Annotated in this window: 20 protein-coding genes and 1 riboswitch; of the genes, 4 read left to right on the top strand and 16 right to left on the bottom strand. The window is 35.3% G+C overall.

Annotated elements, in window-relative coordinates:
• Window positions 1–2: 2 nt before the first annotated feature.
• The 5 genes from purB to CI949_RS04030 all read right to left on the bottom strand — a co-directional run bounded on the left by purB (window position 3) and on the right by CI949_RS04030 (window position 6,329).
• Entirely contained in the window at window positions 3–1,415 is a 1,413-nt protein-coding gene (gene purB / locus CI949_RS04050) for an adenylosuccinate lyase (protein ID WP_290763226.1), read from the bottom strand.
• Window positions 1,405–1,935, bottom strand: a complete 531-nt coding sequence (gene purE, locus CI949_RS04045) for a 5-(carboxyamino)imidazole ribonucleotide mutase (protein ID WP_290763224.1) — start codon at window positions 1,933–1,935, stop codon at window positions 1,405–1,407. Before purE ends, purB begins: the two co-directional genes overlap by 11 nt.
• 14 nt (window positions 1,936–1,949) lie before the next feature.
• Entirely contained in the window at window positions 1,950–3,116 is a 1,167-nt protein-coding gene (locus tag CI949_RS04040; protein ID WP_290763222.1) for a 5-(carboxyamino)imidazole ribonucleotide synthase, read from the bottom strand.
• 21 nt (window positions 3,117–3,137) lie between these two features.
• On the bottom strand, window positions 3,138–4,409 hold the full coding sequence (gene purD / locus CI949_RS04035; RefSeq protein WP_133531114.1) for a phosphoribosylamine--glycine ligase: 1,272 nt from the start codon (window positions 4,407–4,409) through the stop codon (window positions 3,138–3,140).
• A 273-nt stretch (window positions 4,410–4,682) separates the two neighbouring features.
• Window positions 4,683–4,783: riboswitch (purine riboswitch) on the bottom strand.
• A gap of 100 nt (window positions 4,784–4,883) precedes the next feature.
• Window positions 4,884–6,329: a PLP-dependent aminotransferase family protein gene (locus CI949_RS04030; protein WP_243734055.1), complete on the bottom strand. Its 1,446-nt coding sequence runs from the start codon at window positions 6,327–6,329 to the stop codon at window positions 4,884–4,886.
• A 161-nt stretch (window positions 6,330–6,490) separates the two neighbouring features.
• Between CI949_RS04030 and pdxS the strand changes: the two genes are divergently transcribed.
• The 4 genes from pdxS to CI949_RS04010 all read left to right on the top strand — a co-directional run bounded on the left by pdxS (window position 6,491) and on the right by CI949_RS04010 (window position 9,783).
• Window positions 6,491–7,369, top strand: coding sequence for a pyridoxal 5'-phosphate synthase lyase subunit PdxS (gene pdxS, locus CI949_RS04025; protein WP_108139962.1), 879 nt, complete (start codon window positions 6,491–6,493; stop codon window positions 7,367–7,369).
• Entirely contained in the window at window positions 7,338–7,964 is a 627-nt protein-coding gene (gene pdxT / locus CI949_RS04020; RefSeq protein WP_290763219.1) for a pyridoxal 5'-phosphate synthase glutaminase subunit PdxT, read from the top strand. Before pdxS ends, pdxT begins: the two co-directional genes overlap by 32 nt.
• 102 nt (window positions 7,965–8,066) lie before the next feature.
• Entirely contained in the window at window positions 8,067–9,407 is a 1,341-nt protein-coding gene (locus CI949_RS04015) for an ammonium transporter (RefSeq protein ID WP_108139966.1), read from the top strand.
• Between the two features lie 37 nt (window positions 9,408–9,444).
• Window positions 9,445–9,783 (top strand): P-II family nitrogen regulator, encoded by a 339-nt coding sequence (locus CI949_RS04010; protein WP_108139968.1) that lies wholly within the window; start codon window positions 9,445–9,447, stop codon window positions 9,781–9,783.
• Window positions 9,784–9,854: 71 nt separating this feature from the next.
• On the opposite strand, the gene CI949_RS04005 is transcribed toward CI949_RS04010, so the two are convergent.
• The 11 genes from CI949_RS04005 to CI949_RS03955 form a co-directional block, all read right to left on the bottom strand.
• Entirely contained in the window at window positions 9,855–10,652 is a 798-nt protein-coding gene (locus CI949_RS04005; protein ID WP_108139970.1) for a homocitrate synthase, read from the bottom strand.
• A gap of 55 nt (window positions 10,653–10,707) precedes the next feature.
• Window positions 10,708–11,574: a molybdenum ABC transporter permease gene (locus tag CI949_RS04000; RefSeq protein ID WP_108139972.1), complete on the bottom strand. Its 867-nt coding sequence runs from the start codon at window positions 11,572–11,574 to the stop codon at window positions 10,708–10,710.
• A gap of 1 nt (window position 11,575) precedes the next feature.
• The gene (gene modA / locus CI949_RS03995; RefSeq protein ID WP_108139974.1) at window positions 11,576–12,373 is read right to left on the bottom strand and encodes a molybdate ABC transporter substrate-binding protein; all 798 of its coding nucleotides are present in this window, start codon (window positions 12,371–12,373) and stop codon (window positions 11,576–11,578) included.
• A 25-nt stretch (window positions 12,374–12,398) separates the two neighbouring features.
• A complete protein-coding gene (locus CI949_RS03990) occupies window positions 12,399–12,707 on the bottom strand; it encodes a 2Fe-2S ferredoxin (RefSeq protein ID WP_108139976.1) in 309 nt (102 codons plus the stop codon).
• A 74-nt stretch (window positions 12,708–12,781) separates the two neighbouring features.
• Window positions 12,782–14,116 (bottom strand): nitrogenase cofactor biosynthesis protein NifB, encoded by a 1,335-nt coding sequence (nifB, locus tag CI949_RS03985; RefSeq protein ID WP_108139978.1) that lies wholly within the window; start codon window positions 14,114–14,116, stop codon window positions 12,782–12,784.
• Complete coding sequence (gene nifN / locus CI949_RS03980) at window positions 14,116–15,528, bottom strand: nitrogenase iron-molybdenum cofactor biosynthesis protein NifN (RefSeq protein ID WP_108139980.1); 1,413 nt, start codon at window positions 15,526–15,528, stop codon at window positions 14,116–14,118. Before nifN ends, nifB begins: the two co-directional genes overlap by 1 nt.
• Window positions 15,521–17,092, bottom strand: coding sequence for a nitrogenase component 1 (locus CI949_RS03975; protein ID WP_108139982.1), 1,572 nt, complete (start codon window positions 17,090–17,092; stop codon window positions 15,521–15,523). The genes nifN and CI949_RS03975 overlap by 8 nt, the downstream gene beginning before the upstream one ends.
• Before the next feature lie 189 nt (window positions 17,093–17,281).
• Window positions 17,282–18,649 carry a nitrogenase molybdenum-iron protein subunit beta gene (nifK, locus tag CI949_RS03970; RefSeq protein ID WP_108139984.1) on the bottom strand — a complete coding sequence of 456 codons (1,368 nt, stop codon included), beginning with the start codon at window positions 18,647–18,649 and terminating at the stop codon, window positions 17,282–17,284.
• On the bottom strand, window positions 18,649–20,265 hold the full coding sequence (gene nifD, locus CI949_RS03965) for a nitrogenase molybdenum-iron protein alpha chain (RefSeq protein ID WP_108139986.1): 1,617 nt from the start codon (window positions 20,263–20,265) through the stop codon (window positions 18,649–18,651). Before nifD ends, nifK begins: the two co-directional genes overlap by 1 nt.
• Window positions 20,266–20,281: 16 nt before the next feature.
• Complete coding sequence (locus tag CI949_RS03960; RefSeq protein WP_108139988.1) at window positions 20,282–20,671, bottom strand: P-II family nitrogen regulator; 390 nt, start codon at window positions 20,669–20,671, stop codon at window positions 20,282–20,284.
• 69 nt (window positions 20,672–20,740) lie between these two features.
• Entirely contained in the window at window positions 20,741–21,067 is a 327-nt protein-coding gene (locus tag CI949_RS03955) for a P-II family nitrogen regulator (RefSeq protein ID WP_133531011.1), read from the bottom strand.
• Window positions 21,068–21,076 lie beyond the last annotated feature (9 nt).

Here is a 21,076-nt window from a genome sequence, read left to right as displayed (position 1 = left end):
CTTTATAAAACCTCCGTTTTGAGATCATATTCAAATTTCTGCTGCCAGTTTTTAACTATTTTTTCTGTTTTTTCGGCTGCGATACCTGTATACCTTTCCGGTTTTAAAATTAGCTCTCTCTGCTGGTCAGTGAACTTGTCCCAGTAGCCCTGCAGTTCCTGACTCTGATCAACCAGTTCTCTTAAAGAAAGTTCTGTCGCCTGAGCTTTTAAGGTCAGCTTGCGCACTGCCTCATGAGCATCGGGATGACCGGCTGCTGCTAATAAAATATATAAGGGCTCAGCTACAATCATCTTTTTATTCTGTTCAAAGTTCTTCTTAATATTTTCCTGATCAACCGCCATCTTGGAGCTGACTCTGGTCAATCTGGCTGCTGCTGAAAGCAGGGCTGTTATTAATTCAGGAATAAAACGGGAAGACGCTGAATTGGTCAGGTCACGCTGATGTTCAGATAACTGATCCATATAAACGGTAGTCATCTGGGGCATAAAGGCCTTCCATAAACTCTTTACATTTTCATAGTTAATCGGATTCCGCTTGTGGGGCATGGTTGAAGAGCCAACCTGATCTTTACCAAAGTGCTCCCCAATTTCTGCAATTTCCGAGCGCTGCAGCTGGCGCATATCATCAGCAAAGGCTGCCAGTACACTAAAGGTTGAAACCAGAGCGTGAATAAAATCTGTCATAGGCTCTGCCTGAACTATCTGAGTTGAATGCTCACCCGGCTTTAAACCGAGCTCAGCTAAAACTTCTTTTTCAAATTCTTCCGGATCTTCAAAAAAGATGCCGCTGGCATTGTAAGCTCCAACTGCTCCAGCAAATTTACCGACAAGTTTATCTCCCTTGGCTTCAACTTCTTCTATTCTTTCTCCCAGGCGGGCCACATATTCAGCAATGGTAAAACCAAAAGTTACCGGTACTGCATGCTGACCGTGGGTTCGGCCAATCTGAACTCTATCTTTTTCTCTGAGAGCAATCTCGGCCCAGCTCTGATGTAGTTCTTTTAATTTAGGTAGTATTAGTTCCTGAGCTGCCTTCTGATAGCGGAGTGAGTTGGCTGTATCAACAATGTCATAAGAAGTAGCGGTAAAGTGAATATAGGGGCGGGTCTCTTTGCTTACCTTTTTTTGAATACAGTTAACTAAGGCTCTAATATTATGTTTGGTCTTTGCTTCCTCTTCGTAAACCTCTTCTGTAGTTAATTCTGCAATCGCTTTTTTTACTTCAGCTGGAGCCTTCTTAGGTGCCATTCCCCTCTCAGCCAGCACCTTAACCAAGGCCAGCTCCACCTCTGCCTGAAACTTAATAGTCGCATTTTCTGAAAGGTATTTTCCAATCTCGTCAAAATTCTTTTTCCGCCTTGAATAACGGTGATCAAGGGGACTTATATTGGCAAAAATATCTCTAGTCTGCAAATTTTTCGCTCCTCTCAAGGTATTCTTCATATCCCTGCTCTTCCAATTTATCTGCTGTTTTCAATACTTTAGTTTTCATTTCTTTTCTGTATTCTTTCTGCTTTTGATTTAACTCTTCATCACTGCGGGCTAAAATCTGAACTGCCAGTAAGGCGGCATTTTTGGCCCCATTAATAGCAACTGTTGCTACTGGAACTCCCGGCGGCATCTGGACTATTGAATAAAGTGAATCTAGTCCACTCAACTTTGATGTTTTAACCGGAACACCAATTACCGGTACTGTTGTCACAGCTGCTACCATTCCCGGCAGATGAGCTGCACCTCCGGCTCCAGCAATAATTACATCCAGTCCTTTTTCTTCTGCAGTCTCTGCATAGTTGTACAACCTCTCCGGTGTCCGGTGAGCCGAAACAACTGTCAGCTCATATTCTACCTCAAATTGATCTAAAATTTCTGCTGCCTCTTTCATTACCGGCAGATCAGAATCACTGCCCATAATAACTCCTACTCTAGGCTTCATAAAATTTTACCTCCCTAATCTTTTTCACCTTTGATTTCTATTAATTTACTTGCTTTTAAAGCTCTCTCTGCTGCCTCTTCTAAACTGGCTGCTGTCACAGTCAGATGACCCATTTTGCGGCCGGGTCTGGAAACTGTCTTCTGATAAATATGAACTTTTACTCCCTCTACAGCTAAAGCAGGATCAAGCCCAACCACTTCTGCTCTGCCCTCTTTGCCACTGCCCAAAATATTCCGCATTACTGTCGGCCTCAGCAGAGTCGTATCTCCCAGCGGTAAAGCGGTAACTGCCCTGACATGCTGTTCAAATTGAGAAGTCACACAGCCTTCAATTGTATAATGACCTGAATTATGGGGGCGCGGAGCAATTTCATTAACCAGCAGCTGATTATCTTCTGTCACAAACATTTCTACACAAAAAATTCCGATGCCTTCAAACACTTTGAGCACCTCTCTGGCAAATTCTTCTGCTTCATCTTCCAGCTCGGCTGAAATTTCTGCCGGCACCTTTGTTTCATATAATATATTATCCTGGTGGTCATTTTCGCCAGTCGGATAAACTTCCATCTCTTCAGTTAAACCGCGGGCTGCTATAATAGAAATTTCCTTTTTAAAAGGAATATATTTTTCTGCCATCAGGGGAGCTTTCCCTGCTCCCAGTTCCTGAAAAGCAGTCTTCACCTCAGCTGGACTGTCAATTAAAGCATTTCCATTGCCATCATAACCACCTGTACAGCTTTTTAACATCAGCGGATAGCCAAACTCTTCTGCAGCCTCTCTAATCTCAGCTGGATTTTTTACTTTAACAAAATCGGGTACAGCTATCTGATCCTGTTTTAAAACATTTTTCTGATGATATTTATTTTGAATAATCTCTAAGCTGCGGGCAGTCGGATAAATCTTATAGCCTTCAGCTTCCAGTTCTTTTAAAGGTTCAACCCCTATATGCTCAAATTCATAGGTTATTAGATCAGACTGTTCTGCGAGTTTTCTAATTGCCTCTCTGTCATCAAAATCAGCAACCAGATGCTGATCAGCAATACTGTGGGCCGGACATTTTTTTGTGGGATCTAAAATCGTAACATAAAAGCCCATTTTCTTAGCTTCTAAAATCATCATCTTACCCAGCTGACCACCACCGATAATACCAATTTTTTGTCTGGTTTTATCTTTAAACTTCAAATTATAACCTCCCGGTTAAATTTATTTTTTCAGTGCTTTATGTCCAATATCCTTTCTAATCTGAAAATCTTCAAAATGAATTTTTTCTACACCCTGATAGGCCTTATCTATAACTTCCTGAAAACTATCTCCTAAAGCTGTAACTGCCAGAACTCTACCTCCATCAGTCAGAAGTTTATTTCCTTCCAGCCGAGTGCCAGCCTGAAAGACAATTATATCCTGAGCAGCCGCTGCTTCCTTAATTCCGGTGATTTCTTTACCTTTTTCGTAATTAACAGGATAACCACCTGAAGCCATTACCACACAGAGTGCCTTTTTGTCTTTCCACTTTATTTCAATTTTATCAAGATCTTCTTTTAATACAGACTCCATAATATCTACCAGATCTGTTTCTAAAAGCGGCAGTACAACCTGTGCTTCCGGGTCACCAAAACGAACATTATATTCTAAAACTTTTGCCCGAGAATTTTTTATCATCAGACCAAAATAAATAATACCTTTAAAATCCAGTCCTTCACTCTGCAGAGCTTTTAAAGTCGGTTCCATGATTTCTTTTTTAAAGTCTTCCATAATTTCTTCTGTAACTACAGGTGCTGGTGCATAAGCTCCCATCCCACCTGTGTTTGGACCTTTACCTCCATCATAGGCAGGTTTATGATCCTGAGAAGGAATCATCGGAACTACTGTCTTACCATCACAAAAAGCAAGTATTGTTGCTTCTTCACCTTCTAAAAATTCTTCTATAACAACTTTTTCCCCGGCTTCTCCAAATTTATCATTGAGCATTATTGTCTCAACTGCTTTAACTGCTTCTGCTTCTGTCTGAGCTACAATAACACCTTTACCTGCTGCCAGGCCGGATGCCTTAACTACAATTGGTGCACCTTTTTCTTTAATATAGGCTTTTGCCTCATCTGCACTGGTAAAACTCCTGTACTCAGCTGTAGGAATACTGTATTTTTCCATCAGCTTTTTAGAAAAAGCCTTTGAGCTTTCCAGCTGTGCTGCTGCTTTTTTAGGTCCAAAAACTTTTAAATCGTGTTCTTCAAATAAATCAACAATTCCTGCTGCCAGCGGTGCCTCCGGTCCAACTACTGTAATATCAATCTTTTCTTTTAAAGCAAATTCTAATAGTGCTTCCTGATTACTTTCGTCAAATTCAAGATTTTCTCCATATTCTGCAGTACCTGGATTACCTGCTGCTATATATAACTCTTTTACTCTACTGCTCTGTGCTAATTTCCAGGCGAGTGCATTTTCTCTTCCACCACTTCCGATGAGAAGAATGTTCATTCTATCCACTCCCACTTTTATATTTCCAGTTTTAAACTGGATTATCGTATACTCAAAGATTCAAATTTCTAACCTCAAATCAAGCAAATTATCTGAACAAATAAAAATAGCCCAGGTAGGAAGACTCTACATTCAATGAGTAGAACCTCCCCGCCTGGGCTTTTATCCCTTCGGTGTGATATATCAATATCTGTACCGCTCGGACCAGCCAGTATTTAAGCCAAACTTTATGTAGGTTAAAAAATATAAACTACCCCTACTTATACTGCGGAAACCTAGGTACACTTCCCTCATAGTCGAACAATTTACGGTGTTCGGTAGAGACTTGTGAGCCATATTCTCACTATTATATGAGGTACAAATTTAATTTTTGATTTTACAACTTCATCTTAACAGATGGTATTTTTAATGTCAAGCATAAACAAATATCTTATCCTTAAAAAAATTGGAAATAACCAGCATCTTATATCATTTTTATAGTAATGGACTGTATTCCTGATCTATTTCTTTACCTAAATACTCATAATATATTTTTTTAAATAATTTAATCCCTTTTCTAATCTCATCTTCATTTACAGCTGCAAAACTTAAGCGAATATAATTAGAAAAAATATTATTTAAAGAAAATAAATAACCAGGTGAAAAAACTAAACCTATACTAACTGCAGCTTGATAAAGTTCTTTAGCATCAACATTTGCTGGCAGCTTTAACCATAAGTAGAGACCTCCTTTTGACTCATAAACAACTTTAATTTCTGCAGGAAGCTCACTTTTAATTTCAGCAGTCATTAAATTATACTTCTTTCTAAATAGTTTTCGCTGCAGATCTATATGTTTATCTAGCAGACCTTCCCGCAAATAGAAATCAAAAGCCCGTTGGGTTAAGCCTCCACTTGAAATATCAGTAGCATATTTAGCTTCCAACAATTCCGGCAGCAGCTTATCTGGTAAAATTATGAAGGCCAATCTTAATCCAGGCATAAACACCTTTGAAAAACTTTTAATATAGATTACTCGATCTTTTTCATCAGATTCTTTTAATGTTTTTACTCTACTTTCATTATAATACAAATCAGAAAGAATATCGTCCTCAATAATATAAAAATCATATTCTTCTGCTAATTTCAAAAGCTGCTGCTGCTTTTCAAAACTCCAGTTGACACCAGTTGGATTTTGGAAGTTCTGCATGGTAAAGAAAAATTTAATTTGCTTTTCTTTAAGATGAGTTTCTAACTCTGCTAAATCTGCTCCATCAGCCTGCATCTTAACTGTTATTATATCTGCTTTCCTGGAATTAAAAGCCTGAAGTGCTCCAAAATAAGTAGGATCTTCAACAACAATTTTTTCACCAAAATCTAATAATATCTTACTTAAAATATCAATTGCCTGCTGAGCTCCAGATACTACCTGAATTTGTTTTAAAGAAGAATTTATTCCATTATTCATAAAATATTTTTGAATAGATTTCCTTAAAGGTAAAAACCCCTGGCTTTTTTGATAACTAAAAGCTTCTCCCTGGTCTCTTTCCAAAACCTGATTAATCGCATATTTAAAATCTTCAACGGGAAATAATTCTTTGCTGGGAGCAGCACTTGCTAAATTAATATTCTCAGATAATTTAATCTGCCCATGTTCCAGCATGTTTTCACCTGTTTCAGGTCTTATAACTTTTTGAGTTGGAGCAACAAAACTTCCACTACCTACTTTTTTATAAATTAAATTATCTTCTGCTAATAAATTATATGCTTTAACTACAGTTGCTGGATTGACTCCAACTTTTTCTGCTAATTTTCTAATTGGCGGCAGCTTTGTATCAGCAGGAATATTATTTTTAATCTCGTTTTTTAACTTTTTATAGAGCTGTAGGTAAAGAGTTTTATCACTTTCCTTATTTAGGCTGAATTCAAAAATAACAATCACTCCTTTGTGTTAGTACAATTATTTATTTTTAGAATTTTGTATTAGTTATTGACATTTTGTATTACTTAATCTATAATTGTATTGCGATTTAGTAAATTGAGTTTCTTTATATCATTATTGTATCATTACAATTTAAATTTATCAATTGGAGGAAATTAAAAATGTCAGAAAAATATCGTTTAAACAAGAATCTAGCTCAAATGTTAAAAGGTGGAGTTATTATGGATGTCACTAATGCAGAAGAGGCAAAAATTGCTGAAGATGCTGGAGCAGTGGCTGTTATGGCTTTGGAAAAAGTTCCAGCAGATATTAGAAAAGAAGGCGGAATCGCCAGAATGTCAGATCCAAAAATGATTAAAGAAATTGTAGAGACAGTTTCAATTCCTGTAATGGCAAAGGTTAGAATTGGACATTTTGTAGAAGCTCAAATTTTAGAAGCACTTAAGATTGATTACATAGATGAAAGTGAAGTTTTAACTCCTGCTGATGAAGCTCATCATATTGACAAGAGAAATTTTAATATCCCTTTTGTCTGTGGAGCTACTAATCTTGGTGAAGCTCTTAGAAGAATTGGAGAAGGTGCAGCTATGATCAGAACAAAAGGTGAAGCTGGAACAGGAAATGTAGTTGAAGCTGTTCGTCATATGCGTAAAATCAAATCTCAAATCAATAGGCTAATAAATATGGGAAGTGAAGAATTGATGGCAGCTGCTAAAGAAATGAGAGCGCCTTTTAATTTAGTAGAATATGCTGCAAGGAATGGCAAATTACCTGTGGTAAATTTTGCTGCTGGTGGAATCGCAACTCCTGCAGACGCAGCTTTAATGATGCAGCTTGGTTGTGATGGAATTTTTGTTGGCTCTGGAATCTTTCGCTCAGGAAATCCTGTTAAAAGAGCTGAAGCTATTGTTAAAGCAACAACTCACTATCAAGATCCCCAGATTGTTGCAGAAGTATCCGAAGATTTAGGAAAGGCAATGTCAGGAATTGATATTAACGGCCTAACAGATGCAGAAAAAATGGCTGATCGGGGCTGGTAAAATGGAGATTACAGTTGGAGTACTTGCTCTACAGGGAGGATTTAGAGAACACATCGATCATCTAAATCGGATTAGGGGTACTAATGCAGTCCCTGTCAAAAAACCAGTAGAGCTGCAGAAATGTTCTGGGCTAATCATTCCTGGTGGGGAGAGCACCACAATGAGAAAGTTAATTGAAAGCTATAAATTCAAACAGCCTATTATTAACTTTTATCAACAGCAAAAAGTAATCTGGGGGACTTGTGCAGGTTTAATTTTAATGGCAAAAGAAGTTGAGGGAGAAAATGAAGACCAACTTGGATTACTGGACATTAAGATTAAAAGAAATGCTTTCGGCAGTCAGCTTGATAGCTTTGTAGAAAGGAACCTGATAAAAAAAGTGTCAAATATTCCACAAGAATTAGTCTTTATTAGAGCGCCAATAATAACTAAGTTTAATCAAAAACTAGAGATATTACACAAAAAAGATAAGCAAATTACTGCTGTAGAAAGTGATTGTCTGTTAGGAACAGCATTTCATCCTGAGCTTACTGATAGCTTAGCTTTTCATGAGTATTTTGTGAATAAAATAAGGAATAATAAAAATACGAAATAACTGTATACTATTATATAAACTCAAAATCACTTGCTTTATTATTAAAGCCAGACTATAATTTACCCATAGTTAACACATACCTAACACAAGGAGGAAATTATTATGAGTAGTAGAGTAATGAGTAGTAAGGCTTTGAAGGTGATTTTGACGACATTTATGCTGGTTATCTTATTTAGTGGTATGGTTTTTGCCCAGGAGGATCAGGCAGCAGCAAATGCGATTGCAATTGATACAATGTGGACTTTGATTGCAGCATTCTTAGTGTTTTTTATGCAGGCTGGATTCGCAATGGTAGAGGCTGGTTTTACAAGAGCCAAAAACGCAGGTAACATTATTATGAAAAACATGATGGACTTTGCTTCTGGTTCTTTAGTATTTTGGGCTGTTGGATTTGCTTTTATGTTTGGAGCAGGAAATGGCTTTATTGGAAGTACAGGTTATTTTCTTCAGGATACATTTGCAAACTTAGGACTTGATATTCCTATTGCAGCATTCTTTATTTTCCAGACAGTTTTTGCAGCAACTGCAGCAACAATTGTTTCTGGTGCTATGGCTGAAAGGACTAACTTTTCTGGCTACTTAGCTTACAGTGTTGTTATTACCGCATTTATTTATCCTGTTGTAGGACACTGGATCTGGGGTGGCGGCTGGTTAGCAGGAATGGGAATTGTTGACTTTGCTGGTTCTACTGTTGTTCACTCTGTTGGTGGCTGGGCTGCTTTAGCTGGAGCTATTGTTTTAGGACCAAGAATCGGTAAATATAATGAAGATGGAAGCGCAAATGCTCTTCCAGGTCACAACCTTTTAATGGCTGCACTTGGTGTATTCATTCTCTGGTTTGGATGGTTTGGATTTAATCCTGGTTCTACTGTAGCTGGTACTGACTTATCTATCGCACCTATTGCAGTAACAACTAACCTGGCAGCTGCTGCTGGTGCAGTTATGGCCATGATTGTCAGTTGGATTAAGTATGGTAAGGCAGATGTTAGTATGACCTTAAACGGAGCTTTAGCTGGTCTGGTAGGTATTACAGCTGGTACAGCAGCTGTCGGCAACTTATCTGCCGTAATTATTGGTGGAATCGCAGGTATTATTGTTATCTACTCTGTTGAATTCTTTGATAAATTACAGATTGATGACCCTGTTGGTGCTGTTTCTGTTCACGGTGTCTGTGGAGCTTTTGGAACAATTGCAGTTGGATTTTTTGCTACAGAAGGTGGACTTCTTTTTGGAGGCGGAGTTAGTTTACTAATTACTCAGATTATTGGTGTTGTAGCTGTATTCTTCTGGGCTTTCGGACTTGGATATATACTCTTTAAAGCAATTGATGCTGTAATTGGATTAAGAGTATCTAGAGAAGACGAAATCGAAGGTCTTGATTACTCAGAACACGGTACAGATTCTTACCCAGATTTTATGGTAAACATTAAAACAGATAAGTAAAGTAAATTAAAAATCCAAAATAGAGGTGTTTTTTTAAATGAAAAAAATTGAAGCGATTATTCGTCCAGATAAAACTGATAGAGTTATTGATTGTCTCGAAGAAATTGGTATTAGCGGTCTTAATATTAAAGAGATTCAGGGTTATGGTTCTCAAAAAGGACAGACTGAGATGTACAGAGGTGTAACCTATCGAATAAGACTTCGCAAGAAATTTAAAGTTGAAACTGTTGTAGATGATTCCAAGGCTGATCAGGTAGTTAAAGCAATCACAGAAGCTGTACAAACTGGTGAAGTCGGAGATGGTAAAATATTTGTCTCTGATGTAGAAAATGCAGTTAGAATCAGAACCGGTGAAGAAGGTACAGATGCTCTTTAAAAGAATATAATTAATATAAAAAACTCCTGCTTATTTTAAAAAAAGCAGGGGTTTTTAATTTAATAGTTAAATTAAAGTGCATTCTGCAGGATTTGAAAAACTTCCTGATAAATATTTGTATCAACTTTAAACTCATCACCATAGAAATAATTATAAGCATCAACAATTTTTTTGAAATCCGTATTCCCAGCTCTCTCTCCAATTCCGCCAATGGTTGTACTAATATAATCAACTCCTGCCCGATAAGCAGCTAAAGAATTAGCTACAGCCATTCCAAAATCATTATGGGCATGAAACTCCAGTGCAAGCTCCGTTTTATTTCTTAATTCTTTTAAGCTTTTATAACTAGTAAAAGGATCCAAAATCCCAACTGTATCAGCATACCTAAACCTATCAGCACCGGCATTTTCTGCTGTTTCAAGATACTGATGAAGGAAATCTTTTTCTGCTCTTGAAGCATCTTCTGCCCCAATAGAAACCATGCATCCTGCGGATTTTGCATACTTTACTACTTCTGCCATTTCAGCCAGCAGCTTTGATTTTTCTTTTTTCAGTTTTAGCTCTAACTGAATATTTGAGACAGGCGCTGAAAGATGAATATTTTTAGCCTTACAATTTAAGGATAGTTTAATATCCTCTATCTTCATTCTGTTCCACACCAATATCTCTGTCTTAAGATTTAAATCGATTATCTTCCTAATTATTTCTCTTTCTAATTCTCCTACTGCAGGAATTCCAACCTCAATTATACTAATATTTAAGCGGTCAATATTTTTGGCCAGCAGTATTTTTTCTTTTTTAGAAAAAACAACTCCAGGAGTCTGCTCACCATCCCGGAGTGTTGTATCAACAAATTTGATTTTTCTCATTCCAAAATAATTCCTTCCTTAGATTATTATTTAACAAGTTTATTTTAAATTGAATTTATTTCAATTTCAACTCTAATATGATTAAAGGTAAAGAAAAAGTAACTATTAAAACAACAGCCAAAGCAATTGATTGGCTCAAGTCTTTTTGAGCCATTATATAAATAGCCGTTGAAAGCGTCTGTGTTTTTCCAGATAGATTACCAGCAAACATCATAGTTGCTCCAAATTCACCTGCTGCTCGAAGACAGGACATAATAATACCCGTTAGTAATGGTTTAATACTTAAAGGAAGGTAGATTTTAAATAAGATATCCTTTTCTTCTGCTCCAAAAACCATTGCTGCTTCTTTTACTTCCTCGTCTATCGCTTCAAAACCATTTTTCAATGATTGAGTAAAGAGAGGCAGCATTACAAAAACCTGTACAATAACCAGAGCTGTAAAAGTGAAGGGCAGATTAAGATTTAGCGTATTAATAATATCACTTAAAATACCCCGATTACCAAAAGTAAGCAAGAGAGCCAGTCCGGCTACAGTTGGAGGCATAACAAGCGGCAGTTTGATAAACATATTAACTACTTTGTTGATCCTACTTCTATTCTGACTTACAACATAACTAAATGGCACTCCAACTAAAACTGTAATCGTAATTGATATTAGAATCGAAAGAATTGACACTTTTATTGCCATCAGAGTATTTATATTATTTACTGTAGTAACCAATCCCTCAATAGAAGTGCTTAAAAATAAAGAGGCTATAATTAATATTACAAAGACTACATTTACCCCCGCTAAAAAGAACAAAATCATTTGGGTTAAATCTAGATCTAAATAATTACGAAAGTAGTCTAAAAAACTATTCTCCAGAATAATGTCTGGAGAAATAGCTTCCGTATTTTGTTTGGGTCCTATATTATTTTCCATTTTAATCACTACCTACTCTTACAAATCTGTATTTATCTAAAATTTTACCTCCTGCATCAGAATAAATGTATTCAATAAAGTCTTGAGCTTCTTTTTTATTAGCAGAAAAATTTAAAACTGCTATTGGATAAGATGCAATAACATTATAGCTATCCTCTATTTCTATAACCTTCAGTTTTTCTGAGGTTTTTGGAGTTATATCAGTTTGATAGACTATACCTGCATCAACTTCACCTAAATAAATCTTGTTAACAACACTTTTAACATCAACCTCTTTAGATACTACATTATTCATGAATTTTTCTTTAAAATCACTCTCTAACTGAGAATTATCTTTTTCTTTGTTTAACATTTTAATAGTATATGATCCAACAGGAACTGATTCATCAGCTATTACTAGTTTAACTTTTTCTAATGCAAGCTCACTAAACTTATTAAGACCACTTTCCTTATTAACAGCAGCTATCAGTTTATTTTTAGCAAATATTTTTGGGTCTTCAACTATCTCTTTCTCTTCAAGTTGGTCCATATATTTTACATTTGCAGAAGCAAATATATCTGCTCCAACTCCCATTATTATTTGACTGTATAAAGCCTGGCTACCAGCAAAATTACATTCTACTTCAACACCACTCTCACTCTCATATGCTTCAGCAAGTTCTGTAAACATTTCTGTTAAACTTGCTGCAGCCATCACCCTTATTTTTTCTTCAGCTCTGATTGAAAAACTAAAAAAAATTAAAATTAATAGGATAAACATAAACAAAGAAATTATTTTACTTCTCTTTAATTTTATCATAAAATCAGCTCACCAAAAATATAATTTATATTTCTAACCTATCTACTATTTTATCATTTAAAATATGAGATTTAACTATTTCTTCAGCATCATCTGGAGTAACACTTCCATACCAGACAGCATCAGGATAAATAATTACTATTGGACCTTGATTACAGATCCCCAAACAGCCGGTATTTGTAATTATTACCTCAGAACTTATGCCCTGTTCTTGAACTTCTCTCATCAAATTTTGTATTAACCTGATAGAATCTTTTTTTTCACAAAAACCTCGCTGTTGACCGTTAATTCTAGAACTACTGCAGACAAATATGTGTTTCTTGGGTTTGTTCATTATTATTTCTCCTTAATATTATTATTTAACTTATATAATTATTTTAGGCTATTTTTTGGGTTTTGAATCTAAAATCAGCCTGTGTTTGCAGAATACATTTCTCCAAGTGCAAATCTAATCGCTGCCTCAATTTTATCATAAACCATAATAGCTTTGATATTATTTCTTAAAAGCTTTCTTTTAGGCACAGTTCCAATTCGGACTGAAAGGACTGCTTCACAATCAGAGATAGTGTTAATAATATTACCTATTCTATCTTCTTTATCATCACATTCTTTATCAATACAATATTGCTTGACATTCCTCTTTTCTACAAATTCAATGGAACTACCTTTAACTTTATAAATATAGAACTCTTCTGCATGACCAAAGTGAAGATTTACTATCTCTCCATCTTGAGATGCTGCAGCAAAAAGTCTTTCTTCTTTTTTTAGATAATAGTTTCCTTCAAGTGTTTTTGGAATCTGACTCTCTTTAGTCTCAGTTTGCAGCCCATCTTCTTTCTCTTTAAATTCTAATGATCTATCTTTTTTTAAGCATCCAACAGCATCAGAACGACACTGCTGGCAGTGATACATTTGTTTTAAATTATCTTCACATTTATTTCTTAAATAATCAAGTTCAACCTTACTTGTCAGCGGATTGTTTTCAAAAGGTGTATTTTCTACTGGAATCAAAGGCATAATATTTGTCATAAAAGCTCCAGCCTCTTTTACAGTTTTTACAACCTCTTCTATATGATAATTATTTATCCCTTTGATCAAAACAATATTAACTTTACAAAGTACTCCGTTCTGGGCCAGATATTTTAGACCGGATAGCTGGTTTTTTAGTAGAACTTTTGCTCCCTCAATCCCAGTTAATTTTTGACCCTGATAATTAACCTTCTCATATATTTCTGCACCAATCTCAGGATCTACAGCATTAATGGTTATTGTAACATGACTGACCCCTAGTTTAACTATTTCCTCCTGATATGAAGGTAAACTCAAACCATTTGTTGAAAGGCAAAAAGTTAGTTCAGAATCTTCGGCTTTAATTAACTCTATAGACTCTCTAGTTTCCTCAAAACTTGCCAGAGCATCTCCAGGGCCAGCAACTCCAACAACACTCAGATTATCAACTTTATTTCTGACCATTCTAAATCGTTCCAGTGCTTCATAAGGTGACAACAACTTACTTGTTACCCCTGGTCTTGTCTCATGTAAACAGTCATACTTCCGGTTACAGTAATTACAGCTAATATTACACTTTGATGCTATTGGGATATGCATTCTGGCATAATTATGAGCAAATTTACTGTAACAGGGGTGAGTTTTCGTTTTATTTTCTATCTCTTTTGCTTTTAAAGCATCAACTTTTGCCTTTATAATTTCATCTCTGCTTTTAATTTTAGTATTCAAAGCCATTATTTCTCACCTACTTTTAATTCTTCAGGCTTTTGGGAAGTTTTTTTGTCATTATTAGACTGATAATACTCTTTATATAGATCTTTTCGGTAATTATTATGCTTTAATGCCAGCAGCTGATTAGTTATCTGATCAAGAAAATTATTAGAACCCTGATAACCTATATTTTGCTGTCTTGAAGCACCTACTCTATCGTGAATTGGAAATCCAACTCTAATTAGAGGAACTCCGTCTTTTTCTTCTATAAATGCGCCATCTGAGTTTCCTATCATAATATTAATGTCATATTCATTAACATAATTTCTGATTTCTTCAAAATCAGTGTCGCTAAAAATTAGATTATTTACCCTGGTTTCTGCAGTTAATTCCTTTAATTTCTTCTCAAAAATATCTAAATCAGTTCCAGTAGCCATAATAACTGGATCGATTCCATTTTCCTGACAGATAGAACTTACTGCATAAATCATTTCTGGATCACCAAAAATAGCTGCTCTACCTTCTCCATTATACTTATGAGAGTCAATCATCGTATCTATTAGTCTGCCTCTTTCTTCTTTTAAACTTTGAGGAATTTTTTTGCCGGATATTTCTGCCAGAATATTAATAAATTTATCTGTGTTTTTAAGTCCAATTGGAATCGGAAGTCTATAAGCAGGTATCTCAAATTCATTTTTAAGATATACAGCAGTCGACAAACTGCTGTCAACTAAATCTCCAAACTCAATTGTAAAGTCTGCATCCCCCATTTTTTTAATTTCGGAAACTGTAGTTCCACCTGGAGGAATTTTACTATAATCTTCTGTAAAAGGAACAGCCAAAGTTCTTGAAATATCTGGCAGCATTGTATATTCAAGATCAAATAAATCTAAAATCTTCTTAATTTCCCTAATCTCTGCTGGACTCAAGCTTGCTGCAATAACATTTACTTTAGAACTTTTGTAGCCTGAACTTTCTGCTAGCTGTTCTATAATTTTTCTTAATGTAAGATAATAACCTTCAAATTGAGAACCTCCATAACCAGGTGTTGATACAGTTATTATAGAAATATCTTTAACATCATTTTTCTTTTTAAAGTCTACTACTATTCTGTTAATATCTTCACCAATAGTTTCTGCAAGACAGGTAGTTACCACTCCTATAACTTTAGGAGAGTATAATTTAATTAGGTTTTTTAAACCTTGCCTTAAATTTTCTTCTCCTCCATAAACAGTCCCCTCCTCATCAATTGAAGAAGATGCGATATCTATTGGCTCTTCATAATGTGTTGACATATGTCTTCTCATATAAGTACTGCATCCCTGAGAACCGTGCATTAAAAGCATACTCTCTTCTATACCTTTAAAAGCAATAGCAGCTCCTATAGGCATACACATCTTACAGGGATTTACATTTAATCTTTTTAAATTACTCATCTATACCACTCCTGATTGCCTTCCAAATCGGACTGTTAATTGTCAAATCCAGTTCCTGAGCCAGATTAACAACTCCTTCAAAACCTACAAGCGGATGTTTGCGTTCATGATTATGATCAAAAAAAGCAATTCCCATTTTATAGGCCAGAGCCCTATCTTTTACTCCACCTACTAAAACATCTGCTCCTTTTTCACGCATAAAAACTTCCAATTCAGATGGATTAGCATCATCTAAAATAATAGTTCCAGAATCAGTTAACTCTTTTAACTCTTCATAGTCCGATTCCTTACCATTTTGAGTACCTACCATAACAGTTTTAATTCCTAAATCATTGAACTGTTTAACAAGAGAAATTGCCTTAAAAGCACCTCCAACATAAATTGCGGCTTTTTTCCCAGCCAGATAGTTTTTATATATTTTTAACTTTGCTTCAGTATCTGGCAATCTTCGGGCAATTAACTTTTCAACTTTATTAATAATTATCTGATCATCTAAAAATCGAGCTATCTTTCGCAGAGAATCTAGACTATCCTGAAGTCCTAAAAATGATATCTCTAAAAATGGTATTCCAAATTCTTGCTGCATCCTTTTAGCTAAATATTTCATCGAACCAGCACACTGAACTATATTTAACTCAGCAGTTGGTGCTCTGCGAATATCTTTTATACTTGAATCACCAGTAAATCTGGCTACAAGTTCTATTCCTACTTCATTTAAATAATTTTCTATTATCCAGCCTTCAGCTGCCAGATTATAATCTCCAAGCAAATTAATTTTTTTTCTATACTTTCCTTTTTCAACCTGTTCTTTAATTTTTTTATTCTTAAAATCATCTATTGCTTTTCCAGTCTGTAGAGAATTAATATATCTTAATTTTTTCTGCAAAACCCTAATTTTTTCTTTTGTATTCATACCAGTATAATCTTCACTTCTATCACTTATTTCTTTGATTTTATTTTTTCTATCTGCGGCTTTTTTATTACTATCTACTCTATTACTTTCAGCCTTAAAATCACTCATTAAATTTAATAATGCCTCACAAGCAGCTTTATATCCTTTTGATTTTGTACCAGCAAAACCTGAAGATTCGACAGGAATCACTCTAACCCCATATTTTTCTTCTGCTTTTCTAGCTACAGCTTTTAAATCATCACCTATAACTCCAACTACACAGGTTGAATATATAAAAATTACTTCTGGCTTATACTGTTCTTTCTCCATTAATTCTTCTATAACAATTTCTAGTTTCGCTTCCCCACCAAAAACAATATCTTTTTCTCTTAAGTCAGTAGAAAAACTGCTGCGAAAAAAATCAGCCCCTGAAGTTAAACTTCCTCGAATATCCCAGGTATAGCTGGCACATCCAATTGGACCATGAACAAGGTGATAAGCGTCTTTTACTGGATTTAATACAACTCTAGCTCCTGAATATACACAGGCTCTCTGACTAACTGCACCAGCCAAACTATGTTGATCACACTTAATATTTCCCTTATTATCTCCTTTGGTCATAATAAAATCTTTTCTCTCCGCAAGAGCTTCATTACTCTTTGGACTCTTCATTTTTTCACCTCCAAAATGAAAAAATAACCCATCTGTTTAAAGCAAATTATCATTACCTAACACTACTCTCTACTGATGATATTCCTAAAAAAACAGATGGGTTAAATATTTTAACTTCAATTTAATATTTTAGTTAAAAATGAAGTTATGAATTAATTTACAATGAACTCCAATAAAGACAGCTGTTAGTTAAAGTACAAACTCTGTCAATTGAATGTCAGTATCTCTATCTCTTCTATCAAGTAAAGCACCACTGATTTTTTCCAGAAGCAGCATAGCCCCTTTATAACCAACTGTTGGTAAATATGAGTGTACTGTTCTATCCAGAATAGGGAATCCAACTCTTACAAGGGGAATGTCTTCCTGTTTGGCAACTAATTTACCATAGGAGTTACCAAGCATTAAATCTACAGGATCATTTTTAATCCACTGATGAAGCTGGAATAAGTCTCCTCCTGCAGTTATATTATAATCCCAGTCTGCATCTTCCATCATTTCTTCGACTATTTTTTCAAACTTATTGTCCGGAGTACCTGTTAATACATGAGCAGGTCTCATTCCCAGACTTAAAACAAATTCAGTTAAAGAAATTACTATATCAGGGTCCCCATAAATAGCTACTTTTTTACCATGGAACTGATGATGAGTATCTGCAATAATATCAACCAGCTGTCCTCTTTCTTTCTCTATTTCTGCAGGAACCTCTTTTCCAGTTAGTTTCATCAGCTGCATTAAGAATTCGTCTGTTGCTTTAATGCCCACCGGTGATTTTAAAGTATATGGTTTTACATCATGCTTTTTTTCCAATTCAAAAGCAGGATCTGAAGAAGCAAATTCTCCCAGTGCAATAGTAGCCTGTGAATTACCTGTGTCATTTAATTCTGGAATGGTAACTCCCCCTTCTGGATACATATCATAGTTGCCATCCAAAGGTGTATCAAGTACATCACTCTGATCCGGAAATAAAATGTAGTCGATATCCATAGCTTCTAATATTCTCTTAATCTCGCGGATATCTCCGGGATCGACAAATCCAGGTATTAAATTTAATTTATTGTTTGTCTTAGCATCTTTATTCTTTTCTGAAAGCTGTTTAATCATTGCCTTAACCATATTTGAAAACCCAGAAATATGGGAACCAACATAACTTGGTGTACTGGCATGGATAATTGTCTTTCCTTCTGGAACATCATATCCATTAATGATTGATCCAATATCATCACCAATTGTTTCTGATAAACAGGTTGTATTAATCGCTACAACTTCAGGATCATAGACAGCAAATATGTTTTTTAAAGCTGTCTCAAGATTAGCCCGACCACCAAATACTGAGGCTCCTTCTGTAAATGAACTGGATGAAGCAACAACAGGTTCTCTAAAATGTTTAGTTAAGTGCATTCTGTGATAAGAACAGCATCCCTGTGAACCATGACTGTGCGGCAGAGCTCCGTGGATGCCTAAAGCTGCATACATTGCTCCAATGGGCTGACAGGTTTTTACCGGATTTATAACAAGTGAATTACGTTCTTTATATTCTTCTGGTACTAAGTCCTGCATTATTTGACACCTCCTATTGTGCCTTTTAATTCTACATTATCTTTCCAGGGTGGATTAATATAACTCCAGCTGGGATTGAGAATTCCAGCTGCAATATCTTCTGCAAACTGAAGGTGTCCTTTAAATCCTGCATAAGGACCACTGTAATCATAACTATGCAGCTGTTTTGAAAAAATACCCATTTTATGAGAAGTATATTTATCCTTAATTCCAGAACAGAAAATATCCGGTTCTAAAGCTTCGGTTAATTTAATATGTTCATGATGGTTTAAATCATCAATAACAATACTTCCGTCTTCCATTTCTTTAATCATACCTTCATAATAATCAAGAGGCATTTTCTGCTGCAATTCTTTCTTTTTAGTTTCTGAAATCCTCATTTTATACTTTTTATCATCTTTTGTAACTTCAAGTTCTGGAATATTACGATCATCTGCTGTCATTTCAATATCAGGAATTACTTCTCTTCCTTCATAATCATCACGATGACCAAATTCATATCCAGCTACAACTGTTTCAATTCCAATTCTCTTAAATACATTTTGATAATGATGAGCTCTAGAACCTCCAACAAAGAGAAAAGCTGTTTTACCTTCAAAAAGCTCCTTATATCTGTTGAGTGGTCCGTCTATTTGAGCCAGCTCTTCAGCTATTACTTTCTCTGTTCTTTCTTTTAACTCGGGATCATCAAAGTATTCAGCCATATTACGCAGAGATTTGATAGTAGCATCCACACCTAAAAAGTTAACCTTTAACCAGGGAATACCATATTTCTCTTCAAACATTTCTGCAATATAGTTAATTGAACGGTGACACTGTACCAAATTAAGATCAGCTTCGTGGGAATACTTAATCTGATCTGCTGTACCATTACCAGAAAATGAAGCTACAATATCATAACCAATTTTATCTAAAATTCTTTCTATCTCGAAAGCATCTCCCCCAATGTTATATTCACCCATCAGGTTAATTGGATATTTATGTTCAAGTTCCTTATCTTCTATACCAACTAGATCAGACATAATATTATTATTTGCAATATGATGACCTGCTGACTGGCTTACACCTTTATAACCTTCACAATTAAATGCCATGACTTTAATTCCATACTCTTCTTCTGCCTGTCTGGCTATACTATTAATATCATCACCAATCAAACCTACAGGACAGGTAGCTGTAATCATAATTGTTGAAGGATTAAAAATTTCTACTGCTTCTTTAATCGCTTCTTTTAGTTTTCTTTCTCCTCCAAAAACAACATCAGAATCCTGCATATCTGTAGAAAAAGTGTAATTAATAAAGTTTTTGCCGCCCTCAGCTGCCATTCCCTGGTGTCTTCTCATTCCCCAGGCATAATAACTACACCCAATTGGTCCATGTACAAGTTGAACTACATCTTTTAATGGTCCCAAAACAACTCCTCGACAACCGGCATAAGCACAACCCCGATTGGTAATTATTCCTGGAATAGTTCTTGTATTAGCTTTAATTTTATGCTTCCCTTTTTTCTTTTCTTTTACCAGAATGTGTTCTTTTCTATTTTTCATTGATTTAGCGGGATATGACTGTAATACTTCATCTAAAACATCTTCAATCCCCGCATTATTATTTTTCATTATCTTCACCTCTTTTCTATATTGCTGCTTTACCGCTTTCACCTGTTCTTACTCTAAAGGCATCTTCAAGCGGTAAAATAAAAATCTTACCATCTCCTGGATTTCCGGTTTCATTTACATCAATTATTGTCTCAACTACTTTTTCAGCATCTTCATCTTTTACTACAGTCATGACCAGTCTCTTTGGTATCAGACGATGACCCTCAGTAATCGATTCTGTCACTTCTTTGGATTTAATTATCTCTTCTTCTCCCTCAAGCATTTTTTCTATAAGCTCATAATTAACTTTCTTTTTACCCCTGCCAGTAACTTTTACACAGGTTAGAGAATTAAAACCCTGAACCGCCAGAGCTTTTTTTGTCTGGTTAATTTTATTCATTCTAATTACAGCCATGATCTCTTTCATATCTTTCACCTCCACAAGAATCCATATAGTTAATATATTTTTGACTTCTCTAATTTTCAATTAATATTTTTATAAGCCCTTACTGTTTGAGCTGATGGTATATGCTTCCTCAACATCACTGACGAATATTTTACCATCTCCATAGCTGCCCTCTTTACCACTTCTAACAGTTTTCATTATTATCTTAATTACATCATCTTTATCTTCATCTTCTAAAACCATCATTAAAAGTTCTTTTGGTAGTTCATCATAATGAATATTACCAACTTTAACTCCTCGCTGTTTACCTCTTCCTGCAACATCCATTTTAGTTACCGCCGGAAAACCCGCCTCTTTTAATTCAGAAAGAACCGTTGAACTTTTTTCCGGTCTGATAATCGCCTGCAATAATTTCACTTATATCAT

The sequence above is a fragment of the Halanaerobium sp. genome, from assembly GCF_003070835.1.
This window is presented reverse-complemented; position numbering and strand designations above follow the sequence as displayed.

Bases quoted from the DNA above. Each gene is read 5' to 3' on its own strand.
- purE (WP_290763224.1), bottom strand. From the start codon at position 1,935: ATGAAGCCTAGAGTAGGAGTTATTATGGGCAGTGATTCTGATCTGCCG.
- purD (WP_133531114.1), bottom strand. From the start codon at position 4,409: ATGAACATTCTTCTCATCGGAAGTGGTGGAAGAGAAAATGCACTCGCC.
- pdxS (WP_108139962.1), top strand. From the start codon at position 6,491: ATGTCAGAAAAATATCGTTTAAACAAGAATCTAGCTCAAATGTTAAAA.
- pdxT (WP_290763219.1), top strand. From the start codon at position 7,338: ATGCAGAAAAAATGGCTGATCGGGGCTGGTAAAATGGAGATTACAGTT.
- CI949_RS04015 (WP_108139966.1), top strand. From the start codon at position 8,067: ATGAGTAGTAGAGTAATGAGTAGTAAGGCTTTGAAGGTGATTTTGACG.
- CI949_RS04010 (WP_108139968.1), top strand. From the start codon at position 9,445: ATGAAAAAAATTGAAGCGATTATTCGTCCAGATAAAACTGATAGAGTT.
- CI949_RS04005 (WP_108139970.1), bottom strand. From the start codon at position 10,652: ATGAGAAAAATCAAATTTGTTGATACAACACTCCGGGATGGTGAGCAG.
- CI949_RS04000 (WP_108139972.1), bottom strand. From the start codon at position 11,574: ATGGAAAATAATATAGGACCCAAACAAAATACGGAAGCTATTTCTCCA.
- modA (WP_108139974.1), bottom strand. From the start codon at position 12,373: ATGATAAAATTAAAGAGAAGTAAAATAATTTCTTTGTTTATGTTTATC.
- CI949_RS03990 (WP_108139976.1), bottom strand. From the start codon at position 12,707: ATGAACAAACCCAAGAAACACATATTTGTCTGCAGTAGTTCTAGAATT.
- nifB (WP_108139978.1), bottom strand. From the start codon at position 14,116: ATGGCTTTGAATACTAAAATTAAAAGCAGAGATGAAATTATAAAGGCA.
- nifN (WP_108139980.1), bottom strand. From the start codon at position 15,528: ATGAGTAATTTAAAAAGATTAAATGTAAATCCCTGTAAGATGTGTATG.
- CI949_RS03975 (WP_108139982.1), bottom strand. From the start codon at position 17,092: ATGAAGAGTCCAAAGAGTAATGAAGCTCTTGCGGAGAGAAAAGATTTT.
- nifK (WP_108139984.1), bottom strand. From the start codon at position 18,649: ATGCAGGACTTAGTACCAGAAGAATATAAAGAACGTAATTCACTTGTT.
- nifD (WP_108139986.1), bottom strand. From the start codon at position 20,265: ATGAAAAATAATAATGCGGGGATTGAAGATGTTTTAGATGAAGTATTA.
- CI949_RS03960 (WP_108139988.1), bottom strand. From the start codon at position 20,671: ATGAAAGAGATCATGGCTGTAATTAGAATGAATAAAATTAACCAGACA.